Origin of the sequence: Rahnella variigena (assembly GCF_003610915.1) — a bacterium.
Lineage (GTDB): Bacteria > Pseudomonadota > Gammaproteobacteria > Enterobacterales > Enterobacteriaceae > Rahnella > Rahnella variigena.
Map to the genome: position 1 here is coordinate 656,602 of NZ_NSDJ01000002.1, position 24,899 is coordinate 681,500.

At 53.6% G+C, this 24,899-nt stretch carries 23 protein-coding genes and 1 pseudogene; 5 read left to right on the forward strand and 19 right to left on the reverse strand.

The annotated features are described in order from the left end of the window. The 6 genes from CKQ54_RS24960 to CKQ54_RS24985 form a co-directional block, all read right to left on the reverse strand. The gene (locus tag CKQ54_RS24960; protein WP_120163322.1) at positions 1 to 918 is read right to left on the reverse strand and encodes an ABC transporter permease; all 918 of its coding nucleotides are present in this window, start codon (positions 916 to 918) and stop codon (positions 1 to 3) included. After that, complete coding sequence (locus CKQ54_RS24965; RefSeq protein ID WP_120163323.1) at positions 918 to 1,892, reverse strand: ABC transporter permease; 975 nt, start codon at positions 1,890 to 1,892, stop codon at positions 918 to 920. Before CKQ54_RS24965 ends, CKQ54_RS24960 begins: the two co-directional genes overlap by 1 nt. Further along, positions 1,889 to 2,851 (reverse strand): nucleoside hydrolase, encoded by a 963-nt coding sequence (locus CKQ54_RS24970; RefSeq protein ID WP_120163324.1) that lies wholly within the window; start codon positions 2,849 to 2,851, stop codon positions 1,889 to 1,891. Before CKQ54_RS24970 ends, CKQ54_RS24965 begins: the two co-directional genes overlap by 4 nt. Positions 2,852 to 2,855: 4 nt before the next feature. After that, a complete protein-coding gene (locus tag CKQ54_RS24975) occupies positions 2,856 to 3,806 on the reverse strand; it encodes a nucleoside hydrolase (RefSeq protein WP_120163325.1) in 951 nt (316 codons plus the stop codon). Then, positions 3,803 to 4,687, reverse strand: a complete 885-nt coding sequence (locus tag CKQ54_RS24980) for a dihydrodipicolinate synthase family protein (protein ID WP_120163326.1) — start codon at positions 4,685 to 4,687, stop codon at positions 3,803 to 3,805. The genes CKQ54_RS24975 and CKQ54_RS24980 overlap by 4 nt, the downstream gene beginning before the upstream one ends. Before the next feature lie 90 nt (positions 4,688 to 4,777). Continuing rightward, a complete protein-coding gene (locus tag CKQ54_RS24985; RefSeq protein ID WP_112289558.1) occupies positions 4,778 to 6,343 on the reverse strand; it encodes an ABC transporter substrate-binding protein in 1,566 nt (521 codons plus the stop codon). Positions 6,344 to 6,484: 141 nt separating this feature from the next. Between CKQ54_RS24985 and CKQ54_RS24990 the strand changes: the two genes are divergently transcribed. Together CKQ54_RS24990 and CKQ54_RS24995 are read left to right on the forward strand one after the other, a co-directional pair. Then, positions 6,485 to 7,372: a LysR family transcriptional regulator gene (locus CKQ54_RS24990; RefSeq protein WP_120163327.1), complete on the forward strand. Its 888-nt coding sequence runs from the start codon at positions 6,485 to 6,487 to the stop codon at positions 7,370 to 7,372. 379 nt (positions 7,373 to 7,751) lie between these two features. Continuing rightward, entirely contained in the window at positions 7,752 to 10,241 is a 2,490-nt protein-coding gene (locus CKQ54_RS24995; RefSeq protein ID WP_244220296.1) for a membrane-bound PQQ-dependent dehydrogenase, glucose/quinate/shikimate family, read from the forward strand. A gap of 70 nt (positions 10,242 to 10,311) precedes the next feature. On the opposite strand, the pseudogene CKQ54_RS25640 reads toward CKQ54_RS24995, so the two are convergent. The 3 genes and pseudogenes from CKQ54_RS25640 to CKQ54_RS25010 form a co-directional block, all read right to left on the reverse strand. Beyond that, a pseudogene (locus CKQ54_RS25640) lies at positions 10,312 to 10,677 on the reverse strand (type II toxin-antitoxin system HipA family toxin); the annotation flags it as partial. Beyond that, on the reverse strand, positions 10,647 to 10,847 hold the full coding sequence (locus CKQ54_RS25700) for a HipA N-terminal domain-containing protein (RefSeq protein ID WP_120163329.1): 201 nt from the start codon (positions 10,845 to 10,847) through the stop codon (positions 10,647 to 10,649). The pseudogene CKQ54_RS25640 and the gene CKQ54_RS25700, both read right to left, overlap by 31 nt. A 4-nt stretch (positions 10,848 to 10,851) precedes the next feature. Then, a complete protein-coding gene (locus tag CKQ54_RS25010) occupies positions 10,852 to 11,148 on the reverse strand; it encodes a helix-turn-helix domain-containing protein (protein ID WP_112289735.1) in 297 nt (98 codons plus the stop codon). Positions 11,149 to 11,335: 187 nt separating this feature from the next. Between CKQ54_RS25010 and CKQ54_RS25015 the strand changes: the two genes are divergently transcribed. Beyond that, positions 11,336 to 12,046, forward strand: coding sequence for a GntR family transcriptional regulator (locus CKQ54_RS25015; protein ID WP_120163330.1), 711 nt, complete (start codon positions 11,336 to 11,338; stop codon positions 12,044 to 12,046). 5 nt (positions 12,047 to 12,051) lie between these two features. On the opposite strand, the gene CKQ54_RS25020 is transcribed toward CKQ54_RS25015, so the two are convergent. Next, positions 12,052 to 13,251: an enolase C-terminal domain-like protein gene (locus CKQ54_RS25020; RefSeq protein ID WP_120163331.1), complete on the reverse strand. Its 1,200-nt coding sequence runs from the start codon at positions 13,249 to 13,251 to the stop codon at positions 12,052 to 12,054. 325 nt (positions 13,252 to 13,576) lie between these two features. On the opposite strand from CKQ54_RS25020, the gene CKQ54_RS25025 reads away from it, so the two are divergent. Continuing rightward, positions 13,577 to 14,977, forward strand: coding sequence for a PTS transporter subunit EIIC (locus tag CKQ54_RS25025; RefSeq protein WP_120163332.1), 1,401 nt, complete (start codon positions 13,577 to 13,579; stop codon positions 14,975 to 14,977). 6 nt (positions 14,978 to 14,983) lie between these two features. On the opposite strand, the gene CKQ54_RS25030 is transcribed toward CKQ54_RS25025, so the two are convergent. Continuing rightward, positions 14,984 to 15,856: a fumarylacetoacetate hydrolase family protein gene (locus CKQ54_RS25030; protein WP_120163333.1), complete on the reverse strand. Its 873-nt coding sequence runs from the start codon at positions 15,854 to 15,856 to the stop codon at positions 14,984 to 14,986. 159 nt (positions 15,857 to 16,015) lie between these two features. On the opposite strand from CKQ54_RS25030, the gene CKQ54_RS25035 reads away from it, so the two are divergent. Continuing rightward, entirely contained in the window at positions 16,016 to 16,939 is a 924-nt protein-coding gene (locus tag CKQ54_RS25035; RefSeq protein ID WP_113876553.1) for a LysR family transcriptional regulator, read from the forward strand. A 31-nt stretch (positions 16,940 to 16,970) separates the two neighbouring features. On the opposite strand, the gene CKQ54_RS25040 is transcribed toward CKQ54_RS25035, so the two are convergent. From CKQ54_RS25040 to CKQ54_RS25075, 8 genes are all read right to left on the reverse strand, one after another. Next, positions 16,971 to 17,936, reverse strand: coding sequence for an ABC transporter ATP-binding protein (locus CKQ54_RS25040; RefSeq protein WP_120163334.1), 966 nt, complete (start codon positions 17,934 to 17,936; stop codon positions 16,971 to 16,973). Then, positions 17,933 to 18,937 (reverse strand): ABC transporter ATP-binding protein, encoded by a 1,005-nt coding sequence (locus CKQ54_RS25045; RefSeq protein ID WP_120163335.1) that lies wholly within the window; start codon positions 18,935 to 18,937, stop codon positions 17,933 to 17,935. Before CKQ54_RS25045 ends, CKQ54_RS25040 begins: the two co-directional genes overlap by 4 nt. Further along, the gene (gene opp4C / locus CKQ54_RS25050; RefSeq protein WP_167459688.1) at positions 18,934 to 19,881 is read right to left on the reverse strand and encodes an oligopeptide ABC transporter permease; all 948 of its coding nucleotides are present in this window, start codon (positions 19,879 to 19,881) and stop codon (positions 18,934 to 18,936) included. The genes CKQ54_RS25045 and opp4C overlap by 4 nt, the downstream gene beginning before the upstream one ends. Next, the gene (locus CKQ54_RS25055) at positions 19,881 to 20,840 is read right to left on the reverse strand and encodes an ABC transporter permease (protein ID WP_113876647.1); all 960 of its coding nucleotides are present in this window, start codon (positions 20,838 to 20,840) and stop codon (positions 19,881 to 19,883) included. The genes opp4C and CKQ54_RS25055 overlap by 1 nt, the downstream gene beginning before the upstream one ends. Before the next feature lie 51 nt (positions 20,841 to 20,891). After that, positions 20,892 to 22,511, reverse strand: coding sequence for an ABC transporter substrate-binding protein (locus CKQ54_RS25060; protein WP_244220308.1), 1,620 nt, complete (start codon positions 22,509 to 22,511; stop codon positions 20,892 to 20,894). Between the two features lie 431 nt (positions 22,512 to 22,942). Next, positions 22,943 to 23,164 (reverse strand): DNA-binding transcriptional regulator, encoded by a 222-nt coding sequence (locus CKQ54_RS25065; protein WP_120163338.1) that lies wholly within the window; start codon positions 23,162 to 23,164, stop codon positions 22,943 to 22,945. 94 nt (positions 23,165 to 23,258) lie between these two features. Continuing rightward, positions 23,259 to 24,410, reverse strand: a complete 1,152-nt coding sequence (locus CKQ54_RS25070) for a phage late control D family protein (RefSeq protein WP_425272828.1) — start codon at positions 24,408 to 24,410, stop codon at positions 23,259 to 23,261. An 8-nt stretch (positions 24,411 to 24,418) separates the two neighbouring features. Next, on the reverse strand, positions 24,419 to 24,889 hold the full coding sequence (locus CKQ54_RS25075) for a phage tail protein (RefSeq protein WP_120163340.1): 471 nt from the start codon (positions 24,887 to 24,889) through the stop codon (positions 24,419 to 24,421). Positions 24,890 to 24,899: the final 10 nt, after the last annotated feature.

Genomic DNA, 24,899 nt, shown 5'->3' on the forward strand with positions numbered 1-24,899 from the left:
TCAATCCTTATTGCGCGGGTTGAGGATGTCGCGCAGGGCGTCACCGACTAAGTTGATGGCGACGATCAGCACCAGAAGCGTGACGCCGGGGAAGAAGCTTATCCAGTAATCACCGGACATCAGATAATCAAAGCCGTTGGCGATCAGCAGGCCGAGCGACGGTTCGGTGACCGGCAGACCGATGCCGAGAAACGACAACGTGGCTTCAAGCATGATGGCGTAAGCAATGCGCATGGTCGCCACCACAATCAGCGGCGGCAGGCAGTTGGGCAGAATATGGCGGAACAGAATGCGCGGACTGGAAAGCGCCATGCTGCGCGCAGCGTCCACATAACTTCGGCGACGTTCGAGCAATGCCGAGCCGCGAATGGTGCGTGCGTAATACGCCCATTGCGTGACCACCAGCGCCAGAATGATTTTATCGACACCCTGCCCGAGCACCGCCAGTAAAATCAGCGCAATCAGGATCGGCGGAAAGCTCAGCTGGATATCGACAATGCGCATGATCAGCGCGTCCGTTTTGCCACCAACATAAGCGCTGACTAGCCCTAAAGCCGCGCCGAGGGTCAGCGCAATTACCGCGCTGGAAACGCCGACCAGCAGGCTGGTGCGCGTGCCGTACAAAATGGCACTGAGTAAATCGCGCCCCTGATCGTCGGTGCCCAGCCAGTAAATCATCCCGCTCAGGCTGGCGGTGCCCGGTTTCAGACGGCCATCCATGATATCGAGCTGCGCTAAATCATACGGATTTTGCGGCGAAATCCACGGTGCCAGCACGGAGAGCACAATGGCGATGCCTAAAATGACCAGACCACACAATGAGAATTTATTGCGCAGCAGCGCACGCGCAGTGTTGTAAAACGCCGAATGCGGTTTGCCCTGAATGGTGCTGCGCGAGTGAACGGATTCAGACGCCATCAGTTTTCGCCTCCCAGCCTGACACGCGGATCCACCAGCACATACAGCACATCAACCAGCAGGTTAATCAGGCTGAACATCACCACCGTTATCATCAGATAGGCCAGGATCACCGGACGATCCAGCACGGCGATAGAATCAATGATCAGCTTGCCCATGCCCGGCCAGGCGTAAATGGTTTCGGTAACCACGGCGAAAGCAATCAGCGAACCCAGCTCAAGGCCGATGACGGTAATCAGCGGGATCAGGGTATTTTTCAGGACGTGAACCAGCACGATGCGGCTTTCAGATAAGCCTTTGGCGCGGGCAAAACGGATGAAATCCTGTTGCAGGCATTCAAGCACACCGGCTCGCGTCAGGCGGATAATCAGCGAGATTTTGAACAGCGCCAGATTGAAGGCGGGCAGGATAAGATGCGCGAGGCCATCGGCGGTAAACAGGCTGAGCGGAACGCCGAAAACGTCCACCGTCGCGCCGCGTCCGGAGGCCGGAAGCACGCCGAGTTTCACGCTGAACAGCATGATCATCATCAGGCCAATCCAGAACGTCGGCAGGCTGAAGCCTAAGATTGAAACGGTCATGATCGACTTCGATAACCAGCCATCAGGGCGCAAACCGGCATACACGCCGAGCGGAATGCCAATCACCAGCGCCAGCACAAATGCCACCAGCGCCAGTTCGAGCGTGGCGGGCATGCGCTGAAAAATCAGGTGCAGCGCGGGCTGATTGTAGATAAAGGAGTTGCCCATATCGCCGTGCAGCGCATTAATCACGAACAGGCCATATTGCTCCCACACCGGTTTATCGAGGCCAAATGACTGGATCACATTCAGGCGTTCGGCGGGCGTCGCGGTGGTGCTGAGCAGTAAATCGACGGGATTGCCGACCAGATAGACGCCGCCAAAAACCAGTAACGACATCACCAGCAGCGTCAGCAATGTTTGTCCGAATCGCCCCAGCAGATAACGGCTCATGCCTGTGCGTCGCCATCACGGCTGCCGTATCGCGAGAAAACGCGGCGCATCAGGCTGAAAAAGCCGTATTCATCCACTTTTTGCATGACCGTGGCGTTAGGCGGCGTCGACAGTTTGTTCCAGAAATCCGCATAAGTATAACCAGCTGTCTTACCCGAGATTTCTACCCCCACGCGGGCAGGCTGGCCTTCAAACAGACCGGGTTGCAAAAGCCATGCGACGACGGTGGCGTCATGTACCGGCCCGCCTTCCCGGCCAAACCGGTTGAGGTCACTGCGGTCAAACGCATTGAGTAAAGCAGCAACAGATTCGCCCGGTAAGCCGCCGTCCTGTTTTAACGCATCGATATCATCTTTGCTGATCAGCGCCTGGAAGGTCATGTCCAGAGGCATGATGATCAGCGGTACGCCGCTGTTAAACACTTTTTCGGCGGCGTGGGGATCGGCGTACACATTGAATTCTGCCCACGGCACGCGGTGCCCGAGCGCGGTAAACGCGCAGCTCATCGTGACGATGTGCTTAATGCCGCGCGCGACGTCCGGATGCATCCCCAGCGCCAGCGCAATATTGGTCATCGGCCCAATCACGCACACCGTGATCGGGTCGTTATCTTCGGCGGCCTGCCGCAACGTACGCACCAGAAAGTCCACCGCGTGTTCAGCCTGCGGTTGCAGTTCCGTTTCAGGCACCAGTTCATCTTTAAATGCGCCGATGTGCGCATATTTGCCATAAACCTGGTCGCGCACCAGCGGACCGGGTGCGCCGGCAAAAACCGGTATCTGCGTGTTGCCGGACAACGCGACAATCTTGCAGGCGTTGCGCACGCTGTTTTTCAGCGCCACATTGCCCGCGACCACGGTCACGCCAAGCACATTAAGCTCGGGCGACGCCAGTGCAAGCCAGATGGCGATGGCATCATCCACGCCGGGATCAGTATCAATAATGATGCGCTGGCTCATAAGATTATTTCCCGGCATAACGTGAAAGCAGTTCGTAAAACAGTGCGAAAACTTTGTTCGTTTCTACACGCGTGACGATATCAACGTCAGGTACCAGCCCCGACTTGCCGTACCAGTCGGCGACGGTTTGTCCCATACACAGTTCGCTGTCGTGTTCGACAAATACCCGCGCTTTTTCGGTGCCGAACAGTTCCGGTGCCAGCACGTAAGCAATCACCAGCGGATCGTGCAATGGCCCGCCGCGTGAACCGTAACGGCGCACGTCGTTGCGGTCCCAGAACGCCATTAACTCACCCAGTTGCGCGGAAATCCGTCCTGAGACTTTAATGAATTTCGCCACATGTTCCGGCGTCAGGATCACCTGATGCGTGGCGTCGAGCGGCAACGCGGTAATATTAAGACCTGATGAAAACACAATATGCGCAGCATGCGGATCGGCCAGCATATTGAATTCTGACGTCATGGTGCGGTTACCGGCTTCGCGGTAAGCGCCGCCCATTAATACGACGCGACCGATACCGGCGGCGATGTCAGGTTTCATGCGCAGCGCCGTCGCCAGATTGGTCAGCGGCCCGAGTACGCACAGTGTCAGCGGTTGCTGGCTGGCAATCGCCCGCTCGCAGCTATTAATCAGAAAGTTAACAGCATGAAGGGATTCTGCGGATTTTTGCGGCGCGGGAAAGGCAGTATTGCCGAGGCCGTTTTCGCCGTGGAACTGACCGTGGATCGGGGATCGCAGCATTGGCTGATGACAACCGGCAAACACCGGAATATCCAGCCGATATCCCAGCTCAGTGATTTGCAGCGCGTTGCGGGTGGTATTCGCCAGCGGCTGATTGCCGCACACCGTGCAGATGCCGAGAATAGTCAGCTGCGGAGCAACGAACGCGCTGAGCAGCGCAATGGCATCATCAATGCCCGGATCGCAATCAATGATAACCGGAATGGTTTTCACAGCGCCCCCACGGAACGTAAAACATCAGCGATTTCCTGACGTGCCGCCTCGTTTAACGGCACCTGCGGCGGCAGCGGATCGCCTACCGCGAAGCCCTGCAATTGCAGTGCGGCTTTGATACAACCGGCTATCGAGTATTTGGCGAAGATTTCGTTGATGCGCCACAGCGGACGCTGCAACTCCATCGCTTTCTTCCAGTCGCCTTGTTTCGCGGCTTCATAGAGTGCCAGACTTTGCTTTGGCACAATACATGCCGGACCGGCCATCCAGCCCACGCCGCCAATCAGCATCACACACGCCGGAATATGCGCCGATGCGGCAAATACCTGCATCCGTCCCTGCGTGCGTTCGATGATCGACAGTAAGCGGCCGGTATTGGTCGAGGCGTCTTTAATATAGTTGATGTTTTCTACGTGGCTCAGTCGCTCGATCACCGGCAGGCTGAGATCAGAACGCTGGAACTGCGGATTGGTGTACAGCACGACCGGCAGTTTTCCTGCGGCAGTCGCGATGGCACGGAAATAATCCTCGACGCCCTGTTCAGGCACCGGGAAATACGCTTCAAGTATCGCCAGAATACCGTCGACACCCAGAGCGGCGTAGCGAGCGGTTTGCGCGACAGCGTCCTGGATGGTGGTGGCTGCAACTCCGGCGATTACCGGAACGCGGCCTCGAGCGGCTTCGACGACGGTTTTCACTATCTCCGTACGTTGATCTGCATTGAGATAAGCGAATTCACCTGTACTGCCGAGCGGCGTCAGACCGTGCACGCCACTGTTAATCAGATGTTCGACCAGCGCTGTTAACACTGGTTTGTCTATCTGGCCGCCATCAGTGACAGGCGAAACCAGATAGGGATACACACCGCTAAAAGAAGTCATAGCTTCTCTCTCTTTTCTTAAACTACTACCTTAGTACAGCCCTGGTGTTGGTGCTGTATTCCCCGCCTGGGTTCGGTCTGCACTATGCGCTTATTGTTTCTCATGCACAAAGTACGGCAACGTATAGCCGTCGGAACGGCCAACGTAGGTGTAAGGTGTTTTCATCGCCCAGGTGTATGAAAGGAACAGCAACGGGATAGTGCCTTCGTCTTTCATCGCAATCTCTGTGGCCTGCTGCAACAGCTTTTCACGCTGGCCGTCGTCGAGGGTTTCCCGCGCTTTTGCCAGTGTTTTATCAAATTCAGGGTTTGAGTAGCGTCCGCGGTTGCCCTGTCCGCCATTTGGCCCGAAGGTTTCGAGCAACGGCCCCAGCACGCCGGAGGCTTCACCGGTTTCAATCGCCGCGCCACCCATGATCAGGCTGAAATCGCGTTTGGACGCACGCGAGAAATACACGCTGCCCGGCATGGTCACAACGTCAGTTTTAATGCCGACGCGGCTGAACATCTGCCCTAGCGCCTGGGCGATTTTAGAATCATTCGGATAGCGGTCGTTCGATGCATGGAACGTCAGCGTGAAACCGTCCGGATAACCGGCCTGCGCCAGCAGTTGTTTGGCTTTCGCCGGATCATAGACCGGCGCGGCAATCGACGGCGTATAACCGAAATAGCCTTTTGGCACCAGCTGTGACGCCGGAACGCCCTGCCCGTCCATAATGCGGTCTACAATCGCCTGACGGTTTATCGCCAGCGACATCGCCTCACGTACTTCACGTTTTTTAAGCGGATTGCTGCCATCCGGCCCTTTGGCGAACGGCGACACATCACGATCCTGATCCGGGTGTAAATACAAAATGCGGTTACCGGCAACGGACTCCAGATGCAGGCTGGTTTGTTTGCCCAGATCCCGTCCGTCCGCGGTCGGCACGCTTTCAATCATATCCACATCACCGGAACGCATCGCGGCGACACGGGCGCTCGGGTTTTTGAACACGCGCAGCGTGACGTTATCCCACTGCGCTTTTCCGCCCCAGTACTGGTCGTTGCGCGCCAGCACCACATTATCGTCCGGCGTCCAGCTGACAAATTTGAACGGGCCGGTACCGATGACGTCTTTCCCTTCATTAAGGGTTTGCGATCCGACCGTTTCAAGACGTGCCGGTAAAATAGCGACACGGCTTAAGTTATTGAGTAATAAAGGTGTGGGCGCTTTGGTGACAATTCTCACCGTTAAAGGATTCACTTCGGTGACATCGGCGATGTCATTCACGTACGGCGTATAAGCACTCGGACTGTTTTTCGACGCCAGCGCCACGCGTTTCACGCTGGCAATCACATCTTTGGCGGTGAAATCGCTGCCGTCGTGGAATTTCACGCCGGGCCGCAGGGCAAATTCCCATGTGGTGTCGTTAATCACTTTCCATGACACCGCGAGCGCAGGCGTGATGTGTTGTTTTTCGTCCTGATTCACCAGACCGTCAAAAATATTACGCGCCATGGCGCTGTTGGCACCCCCGACATAAAATTGCGGATCCATTGAAGTGGTTGACGCGGCAAGGCCGATTTTCAGATCAGCAGCCTGTGCAGAGAGGGTATGAAAAACGAAAAGCGTGGCCAGTGCTGAGGAAAGCACTCCTGCCAGAACGGACTTTCTCATGCATTTAACCCTTAATTATTTTAGATTTTCAGGCAATGTGTGTCAGATCGTAAATTGGAGTCTAGGGGGTGGACTTCTGAATTGAAAATTGTATTTTGTGTTACATCCATAAACAAATGTTATGGATCTTGAGGATATATTATGAAAATTAATCCCCGTCAGGTCGAAGCTTTTCACAAAGTGATCCTGACAGGTAGCATTACCGCAGCCGCGAATATGATGAATATTACCCAGCCTGCGGTGAGCCGGTTGATCCGCGACTTTGAATATGCCGTGGATCTGAAGCTGTTTGACCGCGACGGTCGCGGGCTGATCCCGCGTGACGATGCGATCAAGTTGTACCGCGAAGTCGAGCGTTTATACCTCGGACTTGAACATATTTCACATATCGCAGACGAAATCCGTCATTCCAAAGGCAGCGTATTGCGCATTGGTTCTGTGGCAGCGTTATCGGCGCTGTGCGTCGAGCATATTCTCCCGCCGCTGATTGAGAGTATTGGCGATATCTCGCTGTTTCTGGATATCGAAAGCACGACGCATATCACCGATGTTGTTACCAGCAATCAGTACGACGTTGGGTTCATTTTCGGCAAGCCGGATGTGAAAGGTCTGGAAGCGGAAATGCTGGCACGGGCAAAAGCGGTTGCCGTGATGTCGCCGCGCCATCCGCTGGCGAAACAAGACGTGGTGACTGCGATGGATCTGACGCGCTACCGCCCTATTATACCCGGACGCAAGACGCCGCTGCGCGAACAGCTTGATCAGGTGATGAGCCGCCTGGACTTATATCTCAACAATCCGATCGAAACCTCGCTCAATAACTGTTGTGTGATGGCAGGAAACAATCTGGGCGTCGGCGTGGTCGATTTCATCACCGCCCGCAGCCATAAAAGTGATCTGGTGCTCAAACCCTTTGCACCGGATATCAGCATTGCGTATTTGGCCGTTTTCCCGCCGCAGATCCCGAAAAGTCGTCTGGTGGAACACATCACCAAAGAAATGAAGACCTTAATCGAAGGCTATTTGTAAAACGCCCCGTCAGGTTCGCCGAATTCGTACCAATGAGTCCACAATGTTACATTTCAGTCTCAATGACGAAAAATGAGCGGACAGTTGGTGCTATCGGTTAGATGAAAAACGTATATCCACTTATGTATTAATTAAAATAATGAATAACACACTTTATTTTATTCTTTAAAATCAACGCATAAAATTTCCCTGCATAAATAATAATCTACTCTATAATAATTTACCTAAATTCAAACTCTTCGTTACACATTCACAACCTCGATGAGAAGTATTACTATTTGCGCGAAATTGTTCTATTTGGTTCATTTAATTACGGGTGGTCATTAAGTGTTACCTCTTTTCATCAACAGTTATCTACAACTATGCAGTGAGATAAATCATGCCAACAACAAATAGCAAGTGGACCTGGCTCCTCTGGCTGCTGAGTGCGCTGATGGTCGTCATCGGTCTGACACTTGGTATCGGTGGCGCGTATCTGGCAACATTGGGAGGAAGTGTTTACTTCCTGCTGATGGGTCTGGCGCTCATCGTTTCCGCCGTTTTGATTTTTAAAGGTAAGCCTTCAGGTGCATGGCTGTATGCCGTGGCCTTTGTGCTTTCTATTATCTGGGCTGTCTGGGACGCGGGCTTCACGTTCTGGCCTCTGTTCTCCCGCCTGTTCACTTTCGGCGTGCTGGCATTCCTGGTCGCACTGGCTTATCCGCTGCTGAAAGCACGCGCGGGACTGGTGGCGCGTAAAGGGCCAAGCTTCTCGCTGGCGGCTGTGCTGGCTGTTGCCTTGATTGCCGCTTTCGGTAACACCTTTGTGCCGACGCCAATCATCAGCGCTGACAATGATCAGGTGCCAGTGAAACCGGTAGATAAAGGTGCAGAGCAGAAGAACTGGGAAAACTGGGGTAACACTACCGCTGGCGACCGTTTTGCTGCATTGGATCAGATCAACAAAACCAACGTGGATAAACTTCAGGTTGCGTGGATTGCCCATACCGGTGATATCCCGCAGAGCAACGGTTCTGGCGCTGAAGACCAGAACACTCCGCTGCAAATCGGCGACAAGCTGTTTGTCTGTACCGCTTACAGCAAAGTGATCGCCCTGAATGTGGATGACGGTAAAAAGCTGTGGTCTTACGACTCCAATTCTACCGCGCCTAACTGGCAGCGTTGCCGTGGTCTGGGCTATTACGAGAACAGCAGCGTAAACGGCGCAGCGCCACAGGCTCCGGCGGCACAGCCCGCTGCAACTCCTGCGGCCGAACCGGCCACGCCAAATGCAGCGTCAGAAGCTGCCGCGCCTGCCACTAACGCACCGCAAACGCCTGCTGCCACCGGCGGCACCGTCAGCGCTACCTGCGAACGTCGTCTGTTCCTGCCAACCATCGATGCGCGTCTGATCGCCATCAACGCTGACACCGGCAAGCCTTGTGCTGATTTTGGTGACAACGGCGTGGTTGATCTGAAAGTCGGCATGGGCGAAGTGAAACCTGGCTACTATCAGCAAACCTCTACCCCGCTGGTTGCGGGTAATGTGGTCGTGGTCGGTGGTCGCGTAGCAGATAACTTCTCTACCGGCGAACCTCCGGGTGTGGTCCGTGCATTCGACGTGCACACCGGCGCACTGGTGTGGGCGTGGGATCCGGGTAATCCGAACATCACCAAACTGCCACCGGAAGGTCAGACTTACACCCGTGGTACCCCGAATGTCTGGTCGGCCATGTCATACGATCCAAAACTGGGTCTGATTTACATGCCAACCGGTAACGCGACGCCAGACTTCTTCGGCGGCACGCGTACTGAGCTGGATGACAAATACAGTTCTTCAGTCGTTGCAGTCGACGTGGCAACCGGTAAAGTCCGCTGGACGTTCCAGACCACGCATCACGATCTCTGGGACTTCGACCTGCCGTCTCAGCCGCTGCTGTATGATCTGCCGGACGGTAAAGGTGGCAGCACGCCGGTTCTGGTGCAGACCTCCAAACAAGGCATGATCTTCATGCTGAACCGCGAAACCGGCCAGCCGGTCGCGAAAGTGGAAAACCGCGAAGTGCCGCAGGGTAACGTCCCTGGCGAACGCTACTCCAAAACGCAGCCTTTCTCTGTTGGCATGCCAAACATCGGCAACCAGACGCTGAAAGAGTCTGATATGTGGGGCGCAACGCCGATGGATCAGTTGCTGTGCCGCATCGAGTTTAAAGGCATGCGTCACGAAGGCGTTTACACGCCTCCGGGTCTGGATCGTTCCCTGCAATTCCCGGGTTCTCTGGGCGGCATGAACTGGGGCAGCGTCTCGGTTGATCCGAACAATGCCATCATGTTCGTGAATGATATGCGTCTGGGTCTGGCGAACTACATGGTTCCACGTGCACAGGTTCCGACCGGCGCGAGCGGTATCGAGATGGGGTTGGTGCCGATGGACGGTACGCCTTACGGCGCAGTCCGCGAGCGTTTCCTGTCACCGCTGGGCATTCCTTGCCAGAAACCACCGTTCGGTACCATGTCTGCGGTTAACCTGAAAACCGGTAAAATCGTCTGGCAGGTTCCTGTCGGTACGGTGAAAGACACCGGTCCGCTGGGCATCAAAATGCGCATGCCAATGGAAGTCGGTATGCCAACGCTGGGTGCGAGCCTGTCAACGCAATCCGGCCTGCTGTTCTTCGCCGGTACGCAGGATTTCTATCTGCGCGCGTTTGATACCGCAAACGGTAAAGAGATCTGGAAATCCCGTCTGCCGGTCGGCAGCCAGTCTGGCCCGATGACCTACGTTTCACCGAAAACCGGTAAACAGTACATCATCATCAGCGCCGGTGGCGCACGTCAGTCCGCAGAACGCGGCGACTACGTGATCGCCTACGCACTGCCTGACGAAAAGTAAGATTTAGCAGTCAATGACAAAGCCCGCTGGTGAAGACCGGCGGGCTTTTTTGTTGGGGAAGACTTACAGGTTAAGCCTGTGCTTTCAGCCTGACCCGCTGCTGTTGCATTCCTGTAAAAATGGTGTCTGCCAGTTCAGCCGGAAACGATTCGGGCAATTGCCTCGCGACATTTTCAATAACGGCCGGGGTGAGTTCGATGATTTCATCAATCATGGTTTCTATTTGTCGTTTCCCCAATCCGCTCTGCTCACCCTGCTTAATCCAGTGTCTGCGCTGGATCTTGCTGATCAGGTAATAATTACTGCTGCCACGGACGGCCATAGCCAGCTTACATTTCTGCCATGCGATCTTATTGTTTCCCCGGCCAATCACCGGCCAGGCTGACAAAATATCGTACAGCGGCGTCATGTGATAACGATTTTGAGAGAGGTGCGATGCACCTGATTACCCGGCGTAAACGGCAGGGAAAGCGACAAAGGTCGCCCTTGTGGGTCTTCTGTCCATTCCAGCGAATACTGTAAACGATCCTCGCCTTTTTGCTTAACCCAGTACCCCACAGGAATACCGTTCATCCATATCGCTAAACGCTGCTGCGCACGACGCATATCATCACCATTGTTCCTTTCTGGCGGGCGTACTTAAATAATCCGGCTTAATTTCCTCCATAGAGGATTTTTCAGGATCGGATTGTGAGGAAAACACCATCTCAATACCTAATACATTAAATACCCGAAACAGCCGGTCAAGGCTGGCAGTAGCAGGGTTTGCCTCAAGCCGGGCATACGTCTGCTGAGTCACTCCCAGTTTTTCTGACACATCCTTTTGCGTCAGACCTTTTTCCTTACGGAACCCCACCAGTAACGGACGGAGCTGGTTAAGTGTTTTTAACGGATAGACTGTATTCATTATTTTGGCTCTGGTATCGCGGTTCTTATACAGATTATAGGCTGTATTTAGCACATTACACCCTAAAAGCTGTAAAATCAAAATACAGCCTGAAAGCTGTAAAAGATAAATACAATTTATACGCTGTAATTTGCCCACTACCGCCTCCTCATGCTCAAATGCCTGTTCCACGCACGGATGAAACCTCATGAAAAAAAGCGAATTTATCGCTCAGGATTTACTGAGCAAGATTTATCAGAACAGCGGTTCTGTGCCGGAGAAGTTACCTCCGGAGCGCCAGCTGGCGGAAGAATACGGGGTTTCGCGCTTTACCGTGCGTAAGGCGCTGGAAAAGCTGGTCAGTATCGGAGCGGTGCATATCGTGCAGGGTTCGGGCATTTACATCAATGCGGGCGTCAGCAGTAATCCGCTGATTTACAACTCTGTGACCGAGAAAAAATTCGCTGAAATCAGTTTCAAAATTCTCGAATTGCACAAGCGCCGGCCAGATAAAGAGGAACAACAGGTATTCGGTTTAAGCACCGACGACTTTATCTGGGCGTTCACCCGCTTGCGGCGGATTAATCTGCGCAATGTGCAGATTGAATATTCCCGTATGCCCGCGGAAGTGTTTGCCGATTTGAATCAGAAAACCATTGAGCATTCCATTCAGCAATATGTTTTGAGTAAGGGCTACGCGATTTCGCATTCCCTGACCCGTTACCAGGCCGTCACAATCAATAAAGAGCAGGCGCAAATACTTGGCTGTAAAAAAGGCATTGCTGCCATGCATATCACCAACAGAGGTATTTTGCAGGGCGGCAAGGTTTATGCGTTCAGCGATATTGTCGATATCGATTATTCCTGCACCTACGTCATCCCGTTTAATCAGGACAATCTGGCTTTTCGCCAGACGTAAGCGCGTTAAGGCGTGTGGATCACGCCATCCGGCAGACGGCTTTGCGTCCATTCATGCGGACGATAGACCACCGGAAATTCTGCCGCAGCCTGTTGGTTAAAGCCCACGCCAATCCCCGCTTCTTCTCCCGGATAGAAATAACCGTTCTCAGGTGCCCGTGCGCCCGGAAAGACCTGCTGCGTGTTAGCCGGATACGCGACAAATTCCTGGATTGCCGCATTATGCAGATGAATATTCAGATGCGTATTCACCGCAGCGCCAATCGGGGTCATGTCCGGCGGACAATGCCAGGCCAGACGCACGCCAAAACTCTGGCAGAAATGCGCCAGTTTTAAGGCTGGCGTGATACCGCCGATTTGCGAAACGTGGCAGCGGATGAAGTCGATCCGGCGGTTGATAATCAGATCTTTCCATTCTGCAGGATTATTGAATAGCTCGCCGGTTGCCAGCGGAACGGCGGTCTGGCTGCGGATCTGCGCCAGCCATTCGTTCTGATCGGGCGGCAGAATGTCTTCAATAAAGTAAGGCCGGTATTGTTCAACGGCTTTGGCGAACTGCACCGCCTGCTGCGGGAACAGCCGTTCATGAACATCGTGCAGAATGTGGAACCGATTGCCGTATTTTTCACGCAGCGCTTTGAACATCGCCAGCGTGTTATCGATGTACTGATCCTGATCGTAATACGCACCCGCCGTCGGTTCACGGGTGCTGTGAAAATCACGCGCATTGCCGCCGTAAAAACCCAGCTGACAGCGGATGTGGCGGTAACCTTCGGCTAGCAGACGATCGACTTCGCCGTACAATGCTTCCAGCGTTTCACCCGCGGCGTGGCTGTACGCCGTCACTGCATCTTTCGATTTCCCGCCAAACAAATGATACAGCGGCATATTCGCCAGTTTGCCTTTGATATCCCACAACGCCATATCAATACCCGCGATAGCATTATTGATCACCGGCCCGTTACGCCAGTAAGCGTTCACCATCATCATCTGCCATAAATCTTCGATATGGTTCGCATCGCGTCCCATCAGCAGCGGTTTGAGATATTCATCCACCATCAGTTTGACCGCCAGCGGGCGCTGCTGGAATGTCGCGCAGCCCAGACCGAAGACTCCACGATCTGTTTCAATTCTGACCACCACTAAATTATGACGATCGGGACGTGTTATCTGGCATTCGATATTGGTAATCAGCACAGGCTGCATGATAAATCCTTAATAAAAACCGTTATTCCTTTTCATAAAAAAGGCGGCGGGAATATTCGTATTGGCGTTATTTCAACGTATTTTTATCCTGCTTGTAAACCTAAAATTCAGGCTTTTATTTTGGTTTGAAAGCACGGCGTATTTTCGATAAAAAACAGACCAATTTGGCATTGATGTGCAAAATAAGCGCCATTCAGTGAAGTTTTGTGATGAAGATCCTGTTTTATTGGTTTGTTTTTGAAAACCACCCTCATTACACTCCCCTTCAATCAAATAAAGAATAATTCATTTTTTCGTCGCGGGGTTCAGGGTGAATACAGAAATAATGCAGTCAGTCATTAAACTGGTCGGCGGTGCGGGAAATATTAATAAAGTCTGGCATTGTATGACCCGTCTGCGTTTTGATTTACGTGACGAAAATAAAGTGGCATGGGAAGAAATTAAAAATCTGCCCGGCGTACTGGGCGCACAAAGCCAGAGTGATCAGGTGCAGATCATTATCGGGCCGAAGGTGAATATCTGGTACGAAGCCATCGTGTCACAACTGGAGCCGGTAACCGGAAATTCAGAAACAGCAACAGGAAATGTTTCCACAAAAGGACGTAAAAGTCTGATCTCGATGTTCATGGATACCGTCTCCGGCGTGTTCGGCCCGATCGTTCCGGCCATCGCGGGCGCGGGGATGATCAAAGGTTTGCTGGCCGGACTGATTGCCCTGAAAGTGATTTCAGCCAAAAGCGAAACGGTGATGATCATCGATTTGATCGCCAGCGGCGTGTTTTACTTCCTGCCGTTTTTCCTCGCGGTTTCTGCGGCGAAGATCTTCAAAACCAATGAATACCTGGCCGCTGCCGTGGCCGCCTGTCTGATGTATCCGACGCTGATGGACGCCGCGAAGGCGCTCGCCAGCCATACTGCTGGCGCACCTACCGCATTGTATTTTATGGATGTGCTGCCGGTATCCGTTTTCAACTATTCGGCGAGCGTGATCCCGGTGATTTTCTCTGTGCTGGCGCTGAGTTACATCCATCGCTGGGTGGACAGAATCATGCCGGACGTGCTGAAAACCGTGTTTACACCCACGCTGACACTGTTCATTGCGGCGCTGGTATCGCTGACGCTGATCGGTCCGGCGGGGATTTATCTCGGTAAGTTGCTGGCATTTGGCATTCAGGGATTGTTTGACGTGTCTGCAGTATTTGCCGGATTTATTGTCGGTGCGATCCGCCCGGTGGCGATCCTCACCGGTATGCATCATGCGATGACACCGATTGCGTTGCAGAACTTTACCGATCAGGGCTGGGACATGCTCATGCCGATGATGTTTATGGCCAACATGGCAATTGCCGGATCGACGTTTGCGATTTACTTCCACGTCAAAACCCGCGAGCAAAAATCCGTGGTGCTGTCTGCGGCAATTTCCGGCCTGCTGGGGATCACCGAACCTGCGCTGTTTGGCGTGCTGACGCGCTACAAAAAAGCGTTTATCGCCACCACCATCAGCAGTTCTGTGGCGTCTGCATTTATCGCGTTCTTCGGGGTGCGGTTGTACGGCTATATTCTGTCGAGTATTTTCAGCCTGCCCGCCTACATCGGTCCGTATTTTATCTACATTCTGATGGGCGTGGTGCTGTCACTGGGGCTGTCGTTTACGCTGACGTATCTGATGGTCGTCAAAAACAAAGGCACCGAACAATCGGTGCCTCTGGTTAATCAGACGCGCTGAGGTTTATCAGGCCGCTGTCTTTGAATGCGAAATCTCAGACAGCGGTGCGTTCTGAATAAGATTGGTCAGACGTCCGATATTTTCGATTTCCACTTCAATCTTGTCATTCTCATGCAGGAACAACGGCGGTACGCGGGTTTTACCGACGCCGCCCGGTGAACCGGTCATGATCACATCGCCCGGAGAAAGCTGAGTAAATGTGCTGATGTAGGCAATCATCTGCGGAATAGTGTGGATCATGCTGGCGGTCGTATCGTCCTGCACCAGCCGGTCGTTAAGCCAGGTTTTGATACTCAGCTTTTGCGGGTCGCCCACTTCATCCGGCGTCACCATCCACGGGCCAAACGCCCCCGTCGACGGCCAGTTTTTCCCGGCGGTATACCATTTATGCTGCCAGTCTCGTACTGAGCCATCCATATAACAGCTGTAACCGGCGACAAAATCGAGTGCGTTTTCTGCTGAAATATTGCGGCCGGTGCGGCCGATAATAATCGCCAGTTCACCTTCATAATCAAACTGCTCAGAAGAAGCCGGTTTGATTATCGTGCCGTTATGGCCGACCTGAGAATCTGCAAAACGGACAAACAGGGTTGGCGCGTCGCTGGTTTCATTAAATTCTTTGCGCTTTTCCGCGTAGTTCATGCCCACGCCGAAGATTTTTCCCGGACGGTCGATAACCGGCAGGAAACTGATGTCATTCAGTTGAAGATCCGCAGGCAGATCAGCGTAGCGTTGCAGCCCGGAAAGTGAATGGCGTGCCATGAATTCGTTAATATCGCGGCATCCTGAGTGACTGCCGACATCGACAATCCCCTCTTCTTTATAGATGCCGAAGCTTTTGGTGTGGTCTTTACTGATGGTGAAATTAACAATTTTCATAGATGCACTTAGATTCTTATTTTACTTAAAAACAGGTAAATTCGCTGGCGTTCGTGTTGCGAAAACGGCTTGCCCGTCGCAACGTTGGCGTGATTATTGACCCTGCCTCTCATGCCTTCTACTATATTTTATTATCAAATCGATGAATTTCAGGAATCAATGTTAAATAACAGAGACTTAGAGTATTTTGTGACAGCCGCAGAGATGATGAATTTGAGACTTGCGTCACAAAATTTAAATATAACTCAGCCTGCGCTTTCGAAATCCATCACCCGTTTAGAGAAAGAACTGAACATCAAACTGTTCAAGCGGGCAGGTCGCGGGCTGGAACTGACCGAAGCAGGACGGGTGCTTTATCAGCGTGGTTTAGCGCTGCAAAGTTCCTACCTTGAGCTGGGCGAAATCATGAATGAACTGAGCAGCGGCGCGGGCGGGATTGTGCGCGTCGGCGTTTCCGGTTCCGCAACGCAATTCCTGCTGCCTGAAATCTGCAAAATGCTGCAATCGCAGGTGCCGAATATGAAACTGGAAATCCAGATCGGCATGAACGACGTACTTTTTACGTTGCTGGAGCGTCATGCCATTGATGTAATTATTGGTCCGCTGGTCAATTACGACAGTCCGGTGGTGCAGTTGCCGGTCACCGCTGACCGGGTAATTGTCGCGGCCTCACGCGACCATCCGCTGGCCGGTAAACCCGCCAGTCTGCGCGAACTAAGCCGTTATGGCTGGATTTTACCGGCGAAAACCGTCTCGATGCGCCAGTGGCTGGATAAGATGTTCTATGAAAATCATTGCTCGCCACCAGACGTCAAAGTGGAAATCAGCTCGCTGGCATCGGTGCCGGGGCTGATCGCAAAAAGCGGTTTGCTAAGTTTTTTGTCCGAAAACATTCTGGTCGAAGAAGAATTTCTTTCGCGGCTGATCCGTATCGATAACGATCAGTTAGTGATGGAACGTCGGGTGGGCATCACCTGGCTGGAAGGCGCGTTTCTTTCACCGGCGACGCAAAAAGTGATCGACGTGACCAAAAGCGTCGGGCAAAAAATGCAGATGGAAGCCCGCCGGATCCTCGAAGACTGAAATCCGGCGGTCAGGTTTATATCAATCGGTTTTACACCAGATGACAGGCCACGCGGTGACCGTTTTCCACTTCACGTAGCAACGGAGTTTCCGCCCGGCAACGAGCCATGGCGTGAGGGCAGCGGGTGTGGAAACGACAACCGGCGGGCGGCTTTGACGGATCCGGGATTTCCCCGCTGACCATCGCGACCGGTTCGCTGTCGGGATCGAGCGTCGGCACTGCCGCCAGCAGCGCCTGCGTGTACGGATGCAAAGGCCGCTCAAACAGCACATCCCGACTGGCGGTTTCCACCAGCTGGCCGAGATACATCACCGCCACGTCATCACAAAGATGTTCCACCACGCCAAGATCATGCGAGATAAACAAAAATGTCACGCCGTGATCGTCGCGTAAATCCGAGAACAAATTGATGATCTGCGCCTGAATGGACACATCCAGCGCCGAAATAGGTTCGTCGGCAATGATAAAATCCGGTTGCAGGATCAGCGCACGGGCAATGCCAATACGCTGGCGCTGACCGCCGGAAAATTCATGCGGGAAGCGGTTGTAATGCAACGGGGACAGCCCGCAGATTTTCATCACTTCCAGCACTTTTTCCCGCAGTTCTGCGCGTGAACATAACCGGTGCTCAAGCATCGCCTCGCCAATGGCGTCGCCGACGCGGATGCGGGGATTCAGCGAACTGTACGGATCCTGAAACACCAGCTGGATTTTCGGACGCAACGCTTTCAGTTGTTTTGGCTTCAGGGCATGAAGTTCTTCGCCACGAAACTTCACGCTGCCCGCGGTTTTGTCATACAGCCCAAGCAGTGTGCGCCCTACCGTGGTTTTGCCGCTGCCAGATTCCCCGACCAGCCCGAAAATCGTGCCCTTGCGGATGTTAAAACTGACACCATCAACCGCCCGCAGCTGACCGGTTTCCTGTCCGAATACGCCGTCGCGGATCGGGAAATACTTTTTTAGCCCGTCGACTTCAATCAGATATTCCGCGTTCATGGTTGCAGCTCCGTGTCTTTATTCTCTTGCGCCGTCGTTAATCCGCTATAGAAACAGGCGGCCTGACGGTGTTTTCCTTCCAGCGGCGGGATCCCTTCACGGCAACGTTCGGTAGCGCGCCCGCAACGATCGGTAAACGCGCAGTAAGGCGGTAATGCTGCCAGGCTGGGCACTTGTCCCGGAATGGAATACAAGCGGCGGCGACGTTCTCCCGCGGTGGGCCGCGAAGCGATCAGCCCCTGCGTATAAGGATGAAGCGGATTACGCAGCACATCGGCGGTCGCGCCCTGCTCAACAATTTTACCGGCGTACATCACGACTACGTGATCTGCCATCTGAGCGATCACGCCTAAATCGTGGGTGATAAGCATCAGCGCCATATGATTTTGCTGTGCCTGATCGCGCAGTAAACGCAGGATTTGCGCCTGCACGGTGACATCGAGCGCAGTGGTGGGTTCATCCGCAATCAGCAGCTGCGGTTTACAACTGATTGCCATCGCAATCATGATGCGCTGCAACATGCCGCCGGAAAGCTGGTGCGGATAACTGGCCATCAGGCTTTCCGCGCGCGCCAGTCCGACTTCAGTGATCATCTGCGTTGCCAGTGCCCACGCCGATTTCGGTGATTCACCACGATGGCGGATCAGCGGTTCCACCAGCTGTTCGCCGATGGTGAGCACCGGATTGAGCGCGGTCATCGGTTCCTGGAAAATCATCGCCAGCTGATTGCCGCGCAGATCCGCCATTTGTGACGAACGCAGTTTCAGCAAATCACGCCCCTGAAACAGGATTTCGCCCCCGTCAATACGGGCGGCCTGTGGCGGTAATAACCCCATCAGCGACATCGCCGTGACGCTTTTTCCACAGCCTGATTCACCAACAACACCGACAGTCTGCCCGGCCTGAATGTCGAACGTGACGTCCTGCACCGCACGCACACGTCCTTCATCGCTGGCAAAAGATAATGAAAGCTGGTTAAAACGGATCAAGGGTTCAGTCATTTTTTGCTCCGTTTCATCTTGGGATCCAGCGCATCGCGCAGGCCATCGCCCAGCACATTAATCGCAATCACCGTAATAAAAATCGCCACGCCCGGCGGCATCCACAACCACGGACGGCGCTGAAAGTCGATCAGGCTGTTGGCGGCATCCATCATATTTCCCCATGACGGTGTTGGCGGCACCACGCCTAATCCCAGATAGCTGAGCGCAGATTCGCTGAGGATGGCGTTCGCCACGGCCATCGTCGCCATCACCACCAGGATCGGCACGGTATTGGGCAGTAAGTGACCGAACAAGCGACGGCGCGATGACAATCCGAGAACCTGAGTCGCCAGCATAAAATCACGCTCACGCAGGGAGAGGATCTGCCCGCGCACCAGACGCGCCAGTTTCGGCCATTCCAGCAAACTGAGCATAACGATCACCATGTACACACGGGAGTCCGGCGAGAAATCCAGTTCAGACAGCATCGCGCCCATCACGATAAGCAGCGGCAAACTCGGAATGGTCATCACCAGATCGGCAAAGCGCATGATGATTTTGTCGGTGATGCCCCCGACATAACCGGATACAGCGCCCATCAGATAGCCGAGCGTCACGGAGAGCAACATAGTCAGCATGCCGATAATCAGCGAGATGCGACCGGCCAGCAGCAGCCGCGTATACACGTCGCGCCCGAGAAAATCGGTACCCAGCCAGTGCTCAGCGTTGGGCGCTTTATTGATCATCAGCGCATCGGTCGCATCATCCCGCCATGGCGAATAGTAAGGGCCCACTATGCACCAGACCGCCATTACCACCAGTAAAATCAGGCAGAGCATCGCCAGACGGTTCTGGCGTAAAGCACGCCATGCCTGTAACCAGGGTGACGGTGTCACCTGAGACAGCACGGGGATCTGTGCTTCACGTAACCGCCGGTTAGTAGAAAATAAAGAGCCAAACATCACGACCTCACACGAATGCGCGGATCCGCCCACGCATACAGGACATCAGCAATCAGGTTGCCAAGAATGGTTAATACCGCCAGAAACAACGTAAACCCCATCAGAACCGGGTAATCACGCGCCGCCAGTGAATCAATGTGAATGTGCCCTGCTCCCGGCCAGTTAAAGACTTTTTCGGTGATCAGCGCTCCGGAAAACAACCCCGGCAGCTCGAACCCCAGCAGCGTAATAATCGGCAGCAGCGCATTTCGCAGCGCATGTTTCAGTATAACCGTGCGCTCGCGCAGACCTTTGGCGCGCGCGGTACGGATGAAATCCATACGCACCACGTCAAGCATACTGGCGCGGAAATAACGCGTCAGGCTGCCCGCCTGCAACATCACCAGCGCAACTACCGGCAACACCAGATGCGCAGCCACTTGTGCTACCCACGCCCAGCCCGTGGCATCGCTACCTGTATTGGTCATACCGCCCACCGGCAGCCAGTGAAGATCCACGGCAAACCATTTAATCAGCAGCAGGCAAAGGAAGAAGGTCGGGAAAGACATCGCGGCAAAAATCACAATGCTCACCACATGGTCGAACAGGGAGTAAGGTTTCATCGCAGAGACAATGCCCACCGCCAGCGCGATCCCCCAGTACAGCACCATCGCAATGGTCGCGAGCAGGAAGGAGTTCCAGATGTACTGGTTCAGCAGCTGACTGACGGGGATCTGATATTGCAGCGAGAAGCCGAGATCGCCTCGCAGCAAATTGCCCAGCCAGTGCAGATAACGGCTGAGCAGCGGTTGATCCAGTCCATAAAGCGCTTTAAGTTCGGCGGCGCGCTGCGCAGTCAGGGTGATATTCCCGTCAATGAAATCGCCCGGTGTTTTGGCAAACAGCATGAAGATGAGCAGCGAAGCGAGGAACAACATCGGAATGGTTTGAAGCAAACGACGCAGAATGAAATTTCTCATGACTTTCTCATTGAAGCTGCCGGAAGGATCCGGCAGCCGCATTATTTCTGATTATTTTACGATTTTGACGTCCGGCAGACTGCCGGTCAGGCCGTTATAGATATCCGGTTTAAAACCGGTCACGCGGGCGCTGCTGGCCGATAGAATTTTACGGTTACCCAGCAGGATCACCGGCGGATCGTTCGCCAGCACTTTATACAGTTCATGATAAATCGGCTTACGCTTTTCGATATCCAGCGTGGCGTTGCCTTCGTTGATCAGCTTATCGACTTCAGGATTGTTATAGCCCGATTCCGTGGATTCTGTGCTGTAGTAATCCCAGACGCCATCGTGCGGATCGTTAAGCGTGCTGGTGCTGAACGACGCCAGATCGTAATTCCCGGCCTTGCGCTGAGACATCAGTGCGTTGAAATCCACCACCTGTGGTTTCAGCAGCACACCGATTTTCTGATAGTTCTCTTTAGCGATCGGGATCAGCGCATCGTTCAGCACTTTTTTGCTGACCAGCAGCGTCAGTTCAAGACGTTTACCGTCTTTCACACGGATCCCGTCACTGCCCGCTTTCCATCCTGCTTCATCCAGCAATTTGTTGGCCTGCGCCGGATCGAATTTGTACGGATTCACGCCATCAGTGTTATACGCCCAGGAAATCGGCGCGATGGGCTCGATCGCCACAGAACCGTAGCCCTGATACACCACGTCGATCAGTTTCTGACGATCCAGACCATAAATCAGCGCCTGACGGACTTTCACATCTTGTAATGCAGGGCGTCTGACGTTGAACTCAATCTTGCTGTAATCGCTGGAACCGTACAGGTTGATATTGGCAAAGCCGAGCATCTTCAGCTGTTCGATATCATCCGGACGCGAAGTGAACGCGTCATAATCGGTGTCACCCGTCTGGAACAGCTGGAAGTTAGTCGACGGATTGGTCACGCGATAGATAAAGCGCGGAGTCGGTGGTACACCACGATAGTAATTCGCGTTGGCGTGGAAACGGATCTCCTGCCCCGGAATATATTTGTCGTACACATACGGGCCATTGCCCAGAGGTTTGCCGTGCAGCGTGCGCAAATAATCGAGATTACCGCGCGTGTAGCCTTTACCGTAATACGCTTTCGAAAGTACCGGTCCGCCGATTTTTTGCAGCGTCGTAGCGCCCGGCTGTGTGGTGGTGACCTGTAACGTCAGCGGGTCAATCACTTTCAGGCCACTGATGCTGTCCGCCTTGCCCTGCTTATATTCATCACCGCCAGTAATGTGTGCCAGCGTGATATCGGTGTCGCCATCATATTTCGGGTCGTACAACACCGTCAGCGTGAACGCGACGTCTTCTGCCGTCAGCGGAGAACCATCGCTGAATTTCAGGTCATGGCGCAGTTTGATAGTGTAAGTCTTGCCGTCAGGGCTGACCGTCCAGCTTTCTGCCAGACCAGGGACCAGTTTGCCCTGGCTGTCCCAGTCAATCAGACGGGCGAAAATCACATTAGTGACGTTTTCATCCCAGCCGTTAACGAAGAAGTAAGGGTTAAAAATACCCTGAGGTTCAGAGATCCCCGCGATCACTGTATCGGTGCGCAGTTTTGCTGCAGCAGGAACCTGACTGGCATCGGTGGCCGGTGTGATGCCTTCTTTTAAGACATCATCAGCGAAAGCAAAAGAAGACAACATTACGGCACTGGCCAGTAATGCGATTTTGAAAGAGGCAGTGCGACGTGCGCGTTGTACGGCTGGCGCGAAAGCGGAACGTAATAACGTAGCCAAAAGAGATCCCTCATCTGTAATGTGTGCAAACGGTTTACAAAACATGACAAAGAGTAAGGATGCCGTTTAGCCTTGTCTAACAACGAAAAAATATGGCTTATAGCTAATTGTTATTTCTTAATGACGAAAAATAATTTCAAATAATCAAGTTAAATTCAATGAATTCATAATGTTATTTTTAGATTACTTAAGTTGCTTTTTAGCTATGGTTTTAATGATGGCGATGAAATGGCGGTGGAGTTTAGCCACCCCACCTTTTAAAGCGGCTAACAATCATAGCCTGTAATCATTGATAAGGCACAATAGATAAGAAACCCGCCATTGGCGGGTTTCATGTTTTAGTGCATCAGCAAAGATTGCTGCTGATGTTTGTCCGGATGCAACTGCACGGCATGAACCGTCCCAGGCTCAACAATGATGTCAGCAATGGACTCATGAGTTTTAAACGTGCAACTGCAATTAATATTCTGACACTGATGATAACGCTCTTTGGTGTTGAGGCTCAGGTAACGACTGGAACGGGCGTGAGCGGCGTGCTGGCATTTCGGGCAGTGCATCATAATAATCACCATGTAATCATTTTAATCAGATGTAATCATTGTATATTATTCGCTAAAACATACATCACACATTACAGTGATTTACACATTCAGCTTATTCAGCACCGTCGCTTTCCGTCGCCTCATAACTCACATCCGACAGCAACACCTCCAGATTTAACGTCGTCACAAAGCCACTGCCGCCCAGGCTGTGCGTCACCTTGCTGATTATCCAGGGCTGCGCGTCGATCACTGATTTAAAGCCGGACACCGCCACCGGCGTCTCAGGAAATAAATCAGCCCGTCCGCGTGCCAGTGAGATCGAGAACTCTGCGACACCGCGCTGGAGTTTGTCCCACTTCGCCTGGGCTGCCCGCATGGCGGCCTTTTGTGTGGCGTAAATGGTGGTGAGCGCAAACACGTTTTCATCACTGCCCGCCAGGTAATCCCCTTCCTTCGCCTCCGGCGCTTTCTGCACCTTCGCGCTGGTCTTCTTTGCCTTCGGATGTTGCAGTGCGCGCAGGTACTGCACTTTCGGTTTGCGCTGTACCTTCACTTTTTTAGGCTTTGGGTCTTTGGTATGCAGCCAGCTTGCCGACACGCCGGTGTAAGCCCCACGGTCAGCAATATTGAACGTATGCCCGTCGCCATCGCTGCGGATAATCGTCATCTGCGGGATGGGCTTCCCGCTCGCCGTCTTTGCCGCCCCAGGCTTGATAAACAGCAGCCTTCCCGCCTTGATGGCGACAACCGCGCCGTTCAGCTCCGCCAGACGCGTGATAAATTTCGCGTCTGTTTCCTGGGTCTGGTCGATGTGCGACACCGGTACGCCCCTGAAAGGTTCAGCAATCGCGGGCTTGAGGTTGTTCCGCGCTGCCACGGCGGACACCACCGCCTCCAGCGTCGTGTCGTGATAGGAGTTGTCGCGGCGGGAGTTCAGGCTGCCGCGATAGTCCGCACTGCGGGCGCGAATGGTCAGCGTGTCCGGCGTGCCGCGATGCTCCACCTCATCCACGGTAAAGTCGCCTTTGTTCGTCAGCGCCTGGCCTTTCCAGCCGAGCGCGATATTAATCACCGCGCCGCGTGGCGGCATGTCCAGCAGGCCGTCGGTGTCGCTCAGCTCGATATCGAGCTGGTCAGCCTCAAAGCCACGATTATCTGTGAGCGTCAGAGAGATTAGCCGGTTGCTGACGTCCTGGGTGATGTCCTTACCGCCGACGGTCACCGTGAAGTCCGGCGCAAACTGCGCACCGGCGCCAATGGTCATATCTGTAATCACAGCAGACCTCCCAACTGACCGGTTAAACCACCGGCCTGATTCAGCAACCCGTCGGCCTGGGCTTTCATATCGCCGAACATCGCCGCCAGTGATTCATCTACGCGGGTCAGCGTCAGCGTGAATTCAATCCGGCGGGCGGCACCGTTGGAAAAATGTTCCGTGTGGGTTTCGCTGACGCTGTTCACCACGAACATCCCGTAAATGGTGCCGCTGCCCTCCAGCAGAGGCCACGCCTTGCCCTCTTCAGCCATCAGGTTCAGTGTCATCAGGGAAAGCCGTCCGCCGGTGATTTCCGGCATCAGCACGCCGGACAGGGTGATTTTCTCCTCATTGACGCCGAGGAACTGCGGCAGCGGGCGCAGGCCAATGCGGTTATTTGCAGGCCAGCGGTAATCGACGTCCCGCTGCAAACTTTGGTAAGGGACGGTCTGCAACTGAAACACAAACAGCCCGAGCGTTAACATCATGCGGATATCT